14 protein-coding genes are annotated in these 7,940 nt (G+C 41.2%); 13 read left to right on the plus strand and 1 reads right to left on the minus strand.

Annotated elements, in window-relative coordinates:
• Positions 1–114: 114 nt before the first annotated feature.
• From K7J14_RS07210 to K7J14_RS07225, 4 genes are read left to right on the plus strand one after another with little or no spacing between them, the layout of a single operon-like run.
• A complete protein-coding gene (locus tag K7J14_RS07210) occupies positions 115–2,559 on the plus strand; it encodes a TraG/VirB4 family ATPase (protein ID WP_230754668.1) in 2,445 nt (814 codons plus the stop codon).
• Positions 2,560–2,904 (plus strand): hypothetical protein, encoded by a 345-nt coding sequence (locus K7J14_RS07215; RefSeq protein WP_230754818.1) that lies wholly within the window; start codon positions 2,560–2,562, stop codon positions 2,902–2,904.
• 35 nt (positions 2,905–2,939) lie between these two features.
• Positions 2,940–3,191, plus strand: coding sequence for a hypothetical protein (locus K7J14_RS07220; protein WP_230754820.1), 252 nt, complete (start codon positions 2,940–2,942; stop codon positions 3,189–3,191).
• Between the two features lie 8 nt (positions 3,192–3,199).
• Entirely contained in the window at positions 3,200–3,337 is a 138-nt protein-coding gene (locus tag K7J14_RS07225; protein WP_230754822.1) for a hypothetical protein, read from the plus strand.
• A gap of 46 nt (positions 3,338–3,383) precedes the next feature.
• Here the strand turns inward: K7J14_RS07225 and K7J14_RS07230 are convergent, their stop codons facing one another.
• Positions 3,384–4,076, minus strand: coding sequence for a hypothetical protein (locus tag K7J14_RS07230; protein WP_230754825.1), 693 nt, complete (start codon positions 4,074–4,076; stop codon positions 3,384–3,386).
• 176 nt (positions 4,077–4,252) lie between these two features.
• Here K7J14_RS07230 and K7J14_RS07235 point away from each other — a divergent pair, with 176 nt between their 5' ends.
• The 9 genes from K7J14_RS07235 (at position 4,253) to K7J14_RS07260 (ending at position 7,715) form a co-directional block, all read left to right on the plus strand.
• Positions 4,253–4,483 carry a hypothetical protein gene (locus K7J14_RS07235; protein WP_230754827.1) on the plus strand — a complete coding sequence of 77 codons (231 nt, stop codon included), beginning with the start codon at positions 4,253–4,255 and terminating at the stop codon, positions 4,481–4,483.
• On the plus strand, positions 4,483–5,028 hold the full coding sequence (locus tag K7J14_RS07240) for a hypothetical protein (protein ID WP_230754829.1): 546 nt from the start codon (positions 4,483–4,485) through the stop codon (positions 5,026–5,028). The genes K7J14_RS07235 and K7J14_RS07240 overlap by 1 nt, the downstream gene beginning before the upstream one ends.
• The gene (locus K7J14_RS07245) at positions 4,977–5,459 is read left to right on the plus strand and encodes a hypothetical protein (RefSeq protein ID WP_230754832.1); all 483 of its coding nucleotides are present in this window, start codon (positions 4,977–4,979) and stop codon (positions 5,457–5,459) included. Before K7J14_RS07240 ends, K7J14_RS07245 begins: the two co-directional genes overlap by 52 nt.
• Positions 5,432–5,662, plus strand: a complete 231-nt coding sequence (locus K7J14_RS07250; RefSeq protein ID WP_230754834.1) for a hypothetical protein — start codon at positions 5,432–5,434, stop codon at positions 5,660–5,662. Before K7J14_RS07245 ends, K7J14_RS07250 begins: the two co-directional genes overlap by 28 nt.
• A 680-nt stretch (positions 5,663–6,342) precedes the next feature.
• On the plus strand, positions 6,343–6,522 hold the full coding sequence (locus tag K7J14_RS16375) for a hypothetical protein (RefSeq protein ID WP_408033979.1): 180 nt from the start codon (positions 6,343–6,345) through the stop codon (positions 6,520–6,522).
• On the plus strand, positions 6,506–7,054 hold the full coding sequence (locus tag K7J14_RS16110) for a TrbG/VirB9 family P-type conjugative transfer protein (protein WP_269062438.1): 549 nt from the start codon (positions 6,506–6,508) through the stop codon (positions 7,052–7,054). The genes K7J14_RS16375 and K7J14_RS16110 overlap by 17 nt, the downstream gene beginning before the upstream one ends.
• The gene (locus K7J14_RS16380; protein ID WP_408033978.1) at positions 6,955–7,188 is read left to right on the plus strand and encodes a TrbG/VirB9 family P-type conjugative transfer protein; all 234 of its coding nucleotides are present in this window, start codon (positions 6,955–6,957) and stop codon (positions 7,186–7,188) included. Before K7J14_RS16110 ends, K7J14_RS16380 begins: the two co-directional genes overlap by 100 nt.
• A gap of 8 nt (positions 7,189–7,196) precedes the next feature.
• The gene (locus tag K7J14_RS16115) at positions 7,197–7,484 is read left to right on the plus strand and encodes a TrbG/VirB9 family P-type conjugative transfer protein (protein WP_269062439.1); all 288 of its coding nucleotides are present in this window, start codon (positions 7,197–7,199) and stop codon (positions 7,482–7,484) included.
• 3 nt (positions 7,485–7,487) lie between these two features.
• Positions 7,488–7,715, plus strand: a complete 228-nt coding sequence (locus K7J14_RS07260; protein WP_230754836.1) for a hypothetical protein — start codon at positions 7,488–7,490, stop codon at positions 7,713–7,715.
• Positions 7,716–7,940 lie beyond the last annotated feature (225 nt).

Consider the following 7,940-nt stretch of genomic DNA (forward strand, 5'->3'; position numbering starts at 1 on the left):
AATCAAAAGGACTATCTGGTGCCATGAACACCCTTGTGAGCCATTCCATTATCGGAATGGCTCACAGTAGTCCGCATTAGAGAGCGAAAAAGGAAAAAGGAGATACGCAATCATATGGCACAAAATGGAATACCTACAAATGCAGATTATTGGAGCCGTCACTTACCATGGCGATATCTATCGAGTAGCGTAGAAGGAGTCGTTGTTCAGAAAGACGGACTTCTCCAGCGTAGTTTTGCCTTTCGAGGACCCGACCTTGAGTCCTCTGCCGCCTTTTATATCAATGATCTTTCTCTTCATTTGAGCAATTCAGTGAAACGTCTTGGTTCTGGTTGGGCTATTCAAATGGAAGTTCAACGGTTTTCAACACAAGAATACCCCGGAGGAAAGTTTACGAATCTCGCTCCGTATCTAATTGATAAAGAACGAGAAGAAGCTTTTCGATCTTTCGGAAAGCACTTTGAATCTTCATACTATTTAACCTTCACATATCGGCCTCCGAGAGAAATCACAAAAAAAGCAACAAATCTCTTTTATACTGAAACTGGACACAGTAACTCTCTTGAAGAAGACATTTCCTATTTTGAAACCACTACAGATGATATCGTTGGAATCCTCGCAACTAAAATACTCATCGCTCCTTTGAGTGATTCTCAGACCTGTGAATATCTTCATTCAACTATATCTAATAATAGGCATTCCTTAACTCTGCCCGATAATCCTTTTTTTATTGATCGACTTCTTCCGGATGAAGTCCTTGATATTGGGCTTACTATGAAATTAGGGGAGAACTATATACCAGTAATTGGTATTGTCGATTTTCCTCAGAGTACGTATCCGGCTATATTCGACAAGCTCAATAAGGCAAAATTGGAGTATCGATGGAGCACACGATATATCTGTCTTGATAAAGAGGAAGCGATAAAGAAGACTGAAAAAGCTCAACAAAACCATCGTGGTAATCAGGTTGGTTGGTTCCAATCCTTTATTGCTTCTGCAACAAAGGAGCCACCAAAGCAAATAAACGGTGGCGCGATTGTGAAGGAAGAAGACGCTGCTGCCGCTCAGATTGCTCTTGATACAGATGAAGTCTCTCTTGGCCTGTATACCTCAAATATAATGGTATGGGATACAGATTTAAAAAAAGCACATAAGAAGGCTCAAGAAGTCAAAAAACTGGTTCAGAGTGTTGGTTTTGTAGCAAAGGAAGAGACCTTTAATGCATTCGAAGCATGGAAATCTATGATGCCAGGGGATGTTGTTAGTAATATCCGCTCCCTTCCGGTTGTATCAAGTAATTTTAGTCATGTAGTACCTTTGTCTGCAATCTGGGCAGGAATGATTGAAAATGAACATGCAGGTAATGTAAGCGGAATTGATCTACCTCATGTTACTTGCTCGACTCAAGATGGGACTCCCTTTTTTCTTAGCTTAAATCCTCGTGATGTTGGCCATACAATCATACTTGGACCGACAGGAGCTGGAAAATCAACGCTTCTTAACCTTCTAGAATTACAGTTCTTCAAATATACTGACAGCCAGGTAATCGTACTTGATAAAGGACGATCTGCCAGACAGCCAACCATGGCCTTCGGTGGTCGCTACTATGAGCCGGGAACGAATGGTGTGTGTTTTCAACCGTTAGCACACCTTGAAACAATTCTTGATCGTACCTGGGCAACTGAATGGATTGAGTCTCTAGTAGAAATTCAAGGAGTAACAGTCACTCCTTCGATGAGTAGTGCTATTACCGATGCAATTGAACGAATGGCCAGTATTCCAAAGTCGAAGCGAACGATTACTACTTTTTGTCAAAGTGTTAACTATCTTGATCCTGAAACTAAACAACCGTTACTACGCGAAACATTACGTCCGTATCAACTTGGCGGTAAGTATGGAGCAATATTTGATGCTTCCTCCACTTCAATCTCCCTTGATAGCCGGTATATTACACTTGAAATGGAATATCTCATGCAAATGGGAGAATCGTGTGTAGCTCCAGCTATATCATATATTTTCCATTACATAGAAAGCCTCTTTACTGGCCGTCTTACGTTGCTTGTCCTTGATGAAGCATGGCTTTTTCTTCGTCATCCAATATTCAGAGCAAAGATCGAAGAGTGGCTCAAAACACTCCGAAAGAAGAATGTTTTTGTTGTATTTGCTACACAGGATGTTGCTGATGCAGTTAATTCGTCCTTGTGTTCAACGATCATACAACAGTGCCATACAAAGATTTTCCTTGCAGATCCGGAGGCTGAAACACCGGCCATGCATCATGCCTATTCTACCTTTGGTCTTACTGATGCAGAAATCAGCTCTCTTTCTCATGGGATAATGAAACAAGACTACTTATACACCTCAACGATGGGAAGTAGAAAGTTTCAGCTTGATCTGAAGCGTGATAGCATTACACTCGCACTTATAGGAACTCCAGATCATGAACTTCTTGATAAGCTTGTCGCTGAACATGGAGACGAGAGTGGATACGAATATGCTGCTGATATCTTGAAGGCAAAAGGACTCGATTATTCACGGTACATGAAGGAGAGTGCGTAAATGAAGAATACGGTATTAAGAGTAGTACATGGCGTGTGCCTGTTGGTATTTTTCTGTAGTCCTCTGAGAGCAAATGCGCCAGTAATCGATATGGCACATATTCTTGAAACAGTTCATAACGGATATCAAATGTACCAGTCTGTATTGAACTCGATAAAGCAGGTTGAGTACGCCTATGTAACCACTCAGGCACAATTGAAGCAATTACAGCAATTGGATATGAGCGAGATTAAGTCATTTAGCGATGCTGTCTCTTATGTTGATAAACAAATTGATTTTGTGAGAAAGACAGAGAATCGGTTTAAAGCAATCAGTGTTGAAGTCGTGGGAAGAAAGTCCCGATAAGTCAATTCTATAGACTCCCAGGCGAAGCAATTGACATGGTTGAAAATGATATGACCTCAGATATGAGTGATTGGGAAAAAGCAAGAGCGTGGAGTCACTATGGTCTTAATCCTGCTAACTATGCATATGCGGTTGCATGGAAAGGCAGAATTAATGAGGCAGCAAAGCAAATGACTGTTATCGGAGATGTAATCGAAGAAAACAATAAGGTTGCTGCACAGGAGATGGATGCAATAATGAAGAAGCAGAGAAATCTGAAAGTAATCTGGCTGTCTTACAATCCCTGACTGCGCTCATGCAAATACTTATTGGCCAACAAATGGAAGCGAACCGTATTAACGCGTTAAATGTTCGTTATCAGGCTGATAAAGATATCGCAGCTGATATGCCTGTTCAACAAAAAGGTCGCTTTTCAAAAGATTGGATCGAATAAATAAGTTAAAGAGGATTGAGCCGTCAGTTTAGACGGCTGGATAGAATCAAAAATGATAAATTGTAGAAGGATCAGTCTTCCAGAAACCTTTTTCAAATGAATATAACTGAATAGAATTTTTATTGACAGTTGCAACGATAATATTTCCCAGAACATTTGTCAAAGAAATACCGGTACAACCAACCGGTAAAGTCAAATTAGCAGAGGGATCAGACTTCCAGGAACCTTTTTCAAAGGAATAGAAACGAACAGTATTTTCATTAACAGTTGCGACAACAATATTTCCTAGAACACTTGTCAAAGAAACATCGGAACAACCAACCGGTAAAGTCAAATTAACAGAGGGATCAGACTTCCAAGAATCTTTTTCAAAGGAAAAGAAACGAACAATGTTTCCATCAACGGTTGCGACAACAATATTTCCTAGAACACTTGTCAAAGAAACATCGGAACAACCAACCGGTAAAGTCAAATTAGCAGAGGGATCAGACTTCCAAGAATCCTTTTCAAAGGAAAAGAAACGAACAATGTTTCCATCAACGGTTGCGACAACAATATTTCCTAGAACACTTGTCAAAGAAACATCGGAACAACCAACCGGTAAAGTCAAATTAGCAGAGGGATCAGACTTCCAAGAATCCTTTTCAAAGGAAAAGAAGCGAACAATTTCATCATTAACAGTTGCAACTAGTTCTGTACTAATAAAAAGAGGTGTTGAGTAATTTTCTGTAAAACTCATATATCCAGTAAGAATAAATATCAGAAGCATAAATATTTTTTCATCTACATCTCCTTACTAAAAAGTATAACACTTCTAGACACTGAAAAACAAGGTAAGTTAAGGATTCCTTAATTAAATATAACTATAGAACAGGAGTTATCGGATGCAAAAGCACAAAAGGCACAGGAGGACAAATGGAACCAAAATGGCTTGATGCCCCATTCTTTACCTTGTTAGAGGACTTTTCCAGTCTTCAAGGGTATTTCATGGGACAAGCGATGTTTATTGCAAAAATTATCCTAACACTTAATCTTGGGTTTATCGCGATTAAGTATATTGCTAAAGGTGAAGGATTATCAGAGCAGTTAATCAAGACATTCACATCTGTGATTTTCTTCTTAATTTTCATTAATGCTTATCCTTAATGATTCAAGGTATAAACAGAATTATCTATGCCTGGAGTTATGGTTCAAGCTACGGGAAGGTTGCCGCGATGATCCAGAAAACTACTTCTGATGGCGAGGCAACTGAGTTCTGGGAAAAGAAAGCAAACGACCCTGATGCATATTCAGACATCATTAAAGTATTGGAAGAAGAAACTGGGAAAGGTAATGTCGCAAAAAAGTATGTGCTTGATATCTTTGATAAAGGCTCTGATAAACGTCCGGGTATGTTCATAAGACCAAACGCGGTTATGCGCCTACTGATGCTTACCTTTGAAAATATCTGGAGCAAAGCACTTGTTTGCTTAAGTGTAAGTGTGGTTCCACCAAAAGGTCCTGATATCGGAGGTTTTACATTACTTGCACTTGCTTCACTTGCGGTTCTTCTTGGTGGAATATTCTGTTCCATTCAATATTTCATTGGTGCAATGAATTTACACTTATCACAAGTGTTGGATGTATTATGCTTCCCTTCATGCTCTGGGATGGAACAAAGTTCCTTACAGAGAAACTGGTGGGAGCAATAGTCCGTCAGGCGTTAAAACTTCTCTTTGTAACCCTTACGTTCATGCTCGCAATAAATGGGTTTCTTGCGCTCATGGTTCGACCCTTTGATAACTTCATCGACCAGACGATCTATACGCTATTCACCATCTTCCTTCATTGGCTTCTTTGCCAAAACGGCCCCGCCCTTGCGACAGCTCTGTTGACCGGTACGCCTCAATTATCAATGGCTGAAGGTCTTCGGACTGCTGCCTCTATGGCAGGAGCCGCCGCAGCCGTGGAGCTGCCGTTAAGGGTGCAGCTTCTGCTGGAGTCAAAACCGCTGTACAAGGGAAAGCAGCGGTTGATCAGGCTGTTGGTGCTGGAAAGGCTGCCGCCGCTGATGGGAAAGGAAAGCTTGGCTCAATTGCAGCAGGTGCGCGCTCGATGGGTGATTCTGCCAAAGAGTCTGTGAAGTCCGGTGTTCATGGACTTGCAAAAGTCTTACGAATGGTAAAGGAGGAGGCGGAAGTAATAGTGGCGGCGGGAAATCGATTCTCATCTCTTGAGGCTCGGAACAAACAAAAGAAGATGGGAATCGGAAAACAAGCGGTGAATTTGCTCAGGAGAATAAAGCAAAAGGAGCGGAACGATATGCACAACCTAAGCAAGAACTAAAAATGCTGAATCTTCTGCATGGAAAGCACAAATAGGCGGAATGCAAAAACCTGTTCAGCAAGATACCAAAAAGTATGACGGTGGAACTCCGTTAGGACAACAATCCCCACAACGTACTACACCACCTACACCACTACACCACCATCTGGAGGAAATAATGGCAAGTCATCATAGAAAGTAATCTACACAGAATTTGATATTGATAACCTATGAAGCGAAATGAAAAACTATACTGCGATTTAGTGGCTCGGGAGAGTAAAGGCAAAAAGAGTGGCTTATTAGCGATAGTGGAACTCGCTGTGATCATTGTTCTTGCGTGTCACTGTCATGGGCAATGACACTACCGAAGAAGATCCCGGTTGTAATTACTGTTCTACCATGGGCGAAGCAAAATATGTAGGGATGTATCCAGCTATTCCTATCAAACGATGAACATCCCTGAAGCGCATATATCTACCAGGTGGAAACATTCCTCCAAAATTACGTACGCTTCCACCGATGGAGAAGTTCTCACTTCAAATATCAGCTCCCTCTATAACATCATTACTCCTTTCCTGTGCAGATCGAATGACCCTGCAATCGTGAGGATAATCCCTTCGCAGATATTGGATTCAAGAAGCGAGTAGTAACAATAGAATCGACAATACGGGTATCAGGTAGTACCTATCAAAGTTGATTTTATTGAAACTGTAACCGGACGGGGAGCGGGAACTAAACGTTTCCGCGCATTGGTTACGACAACCCGGAAGACGCCGCCCAAGAAAGCAGAAAAACTCAATCCACTAGGTATTTACATCGAAGAATACAATTCACTGAAATCACTCGCATACAAGGAGCACAGTAATGTACAAAAGACATGAGATCCGCGCCATTTTTTTACTCGCTATCAGTATTATTCTGGGAGTTTCCTGTAAAACAATGGACATGGAGCCGAGAAACGAAGTTGTCAAAGACAAACTTGTTGAAATGGAAGAAAAGAGCGAAGAAGAAGTTGCAGTTGAAGAACTGAAAGCCTCCATCGATGTTCAAAATCAAATAGTCTATGTTGATCGCCCTGTGTATATTCCGACTCCTGAGCCAGCGGTAAAACGGACTACCGGTCTTGATTCAGTCAAACAATCTACTGAAGAGGGAACTATCAAACCAACTGAGTACTCACACGCAGCGAGAATCTATGATTATGATCCAGATCAGGTGTATGAAGTATATTGTCAGATACTACGCACAACAGATATACACCTACAGCCCGGTGAGATAGTCATCGATAGTCCATTTGTTTCAGATACCGAGCGATGGATTTTGGTGCAGGTGTTAATCAGCAGAACAATGTTGTCGTTCAACATATCTATGTTAAACCGAAACAGGCCGGACTTGATGCCACACTCATCATAAATACAAATATGAGAGTATACCATGTGGTTTTAAGAAGTTATTCAAACGTGTATATGCCTATTGTGAAATGGAAATATCACAATCAAGGGATGCCACAGATCTTTGCTAAAGACATAACAAAGAAATTCAAGTAGCAACAGAAATGGATACAATAGATCCACGCTTTCTATCATTCGACTACAAGATTACTTTCAATGTTTTCAAGAAACCTCGATGGATTCCAACAAGAGTCTATGATGATGGAAAGAAGACCTATATAACCTTCGGTGAAGAAGTCTTACAGATGGAATTACCAGGGATCTTTGAAAATAAGGCCGACGTGGTAAATTATCGCCCACAGGGGAATTTGATTGTCATTGATAAGCTTATCGAGCGTGTGACAGTCAAGTACAAAAAAGAGCGAATTACAATCGAGAAGAAAAAGGGGTAAGTAATGAGTCAATATGACGAGGAAACCGGCCTTGTTCTTTCGGATGAAGATGAAATTGCACGAGAAGCAGCGCTGGAAGAAGAAAAAGGTACCGAAGATGTTTCTTCAGAAAAAGATGGTGCTTCAGTTGAGCCGAAAACAGTTGTTCCGAGGATTAACAAAAACTCATTTTGTTGTTGGCCGGTGGGCTTGCTTCCCTCATCGTTGTTGTTTCGATTATCTCCCTTCTGAGAGCAAAAAAAGAAGAAGATGGAAGACGGCGTCGCTTCTGAATTGAATGTCCCTGACTTTTCTGTGCAACCTAAGCCCTACGAGGAACGTACGGAAATACGCAATTCGTCTCCTCCGGCCATTCAGGAAGAGAGTCCGGTGTATACCTCCCACTCAGCAAACGAAAAAGTCACAACCGACAGGTGGTGGAAGACCGGCTCAAGTAGATGAAAGTGCGTTGAATGC

This window comes from Teretinema zuelzerae, from assembly GCF_021021555.1.
GTDB lineage: Bacteria > Spirochaetota > Spirochaetia > Treponematales > Treponemataceae > Teretinema > Teretinema zuelzerae.

Coding starts and splice junctions, on each gene's coding strand:
- K7J14_RS07235 (WP_230754827.1), top strand. CDS start 4,253: ATGGAACCAAAATGGCTTGATGCCCCATTCTTTACCTTGTTAGAGGAC.
- K7J14_RS16110 (WP_269062438.1), top strand. CDS start 6,506: ATGTACAAAAGACATGAGATCCGCGCCATTTTTTTACTCGCTATCAGT.
- K7J14_RS16380 (WP_408033978.1), top strand. CDS start 6,955: ATGGATTTTGGTGCAGGTGTTAATCAGCAGAACAATGTTGTCGTTCAA.
- K7J14_RS07220 (WP_230754820.1), top strand. CDS start 2,940: ATGGTTGAAAATGATATGACCTCAGATATGAGTGATTGGGAAAAAGCA.
- K7J14_RS16115 (WP_269062439.1), top strand. CDS start 7,197: ATGGATACAATAGATCCACGCTTTCTATCATTCGACTACAAGATTACT.
- K7J14_RS07250 (WP_230754834.1), top strand. CDS start 5,432: ATGGGTGATTCTGCCAAAGAGTCTGTGAAGTCCGGTGTTCATGGACTT.
- K7J14_RS07230 (WP_230754825.1), bottom strand. CDS start 4,076: ATGAGTTTTACAGAAAATTACTCAACACCTCTTTTTATTAGTACAGAA.
- K7J14_RS07260 (WP_230754836.1), top strand. CDS start 7,488: ATGAGTCAATATGACGAGGAAACCGGCCTTGTTCTTTCGGATGAAGAT.
- K7J14_RS07225 (WP_230754822.1), top strand. CDS start 3,200: ATGCAAATACTTATTGGCCAACAAATGGAAGCGAACCGTATTAACGCG.
- K7J14_RS07245 (WP_230754832.1), top strand. CDS start 4,977: ATGCTCTGGGATGGAACAAAGTTCCTTACAGAGAAACTGGTGGGAGCA.
- K7J14_RS07210 (WP_230754668.1), top strand. CDS start 115: ATGGCACAAAATGGAATACCTACAAATGCAGATTATTGGAGCCGTCAC.
- K7J14_RS07215 (WP_230754818.1), top strand. CDS start 2,560: ATGAAGAATACGGTATTAAGAGTAGTACATGGCGTGTGCCTGTTGGTA.
- K7J14_RS07240 (WP_230754829.1), top strand. CDS start 4,483: ATGATTCAAGGTATAAACAGAATTATCTATGCCTGGAGTTATGGTTCA.